The organism is Streptomyces albospinus, from assembly GCF_014648695.1.
Taxonomy (GTDB): Bacteria; Actinomycetota; Actinomycetes; order Streptomycetales; family Streptomycetaceae; genus Streptomyces; species Streptomyces albospinus.
Genome location: NZ_BMRP01000162.1, coordinates 1 through 512 on the forward strand (window position 1 = coordinate 1; position 512 = coordinate 512).

At 72.3% G+C, this 512-nt stretch carries 1 protein-coding gene; it reads left to right on the forward strand.

Annotated features, from left to right (window positions below):
* Window positions 1–60: 60 nt before the first annotated feature.
* Window positions 61–512 (forward strand): hypothetical protein (locus IEZ17_RS41780; protein WP_229853148.1); only part of this gene is annotated, 452 nt, incomplete at its 3' end.

Genomic DNA, 512 nt, shown 5'->3' on the forward strand with positions numbered 1-512 from the left:
TGGGCGGATGCCGAGCGATTCGGCATCCACCCGGCACTGCTCGACGCGGCACTGCATCCGCTGGCGCTCGGTTCCGTGGAGTCGGGTGGGGGGCTTCTGCTGCCCTTCGCGTGGAGTGATGTCGTCATCCATGCGACTGGCGCGAGGCAGGCGCGGGTGAGGTGGACAGTGGGAGGGGACCGGAGTGCGTCGCTGACGATGACGGACGGTTCGGGTGCGGTGGTCGCCGTGGTCGGGGAGCTGGCGCTGCGTCCGGTGGCCGAGGATGTGCCGGCTGCGGCCGGTGCGACCGGTGGTGGGTTGTTCGGTGTGGACTGGGTGCCGTGGGTGGCGCCGGAGCCCGGGGAGCGGGCCGCGCTGCCGGTGGCGATCGGGGATCCGGCGGGCGCGTGGGGTTTTGACGGTGTGCGGTGGTTCGCGGGCGGTCTGAGCCAGCTGGCGGCCGTGGTCGATCCGGTGCCGGATGTTGTCGTTGCGGTGGTGGACGGCGGCACGATGGACGGCTCCGTTGC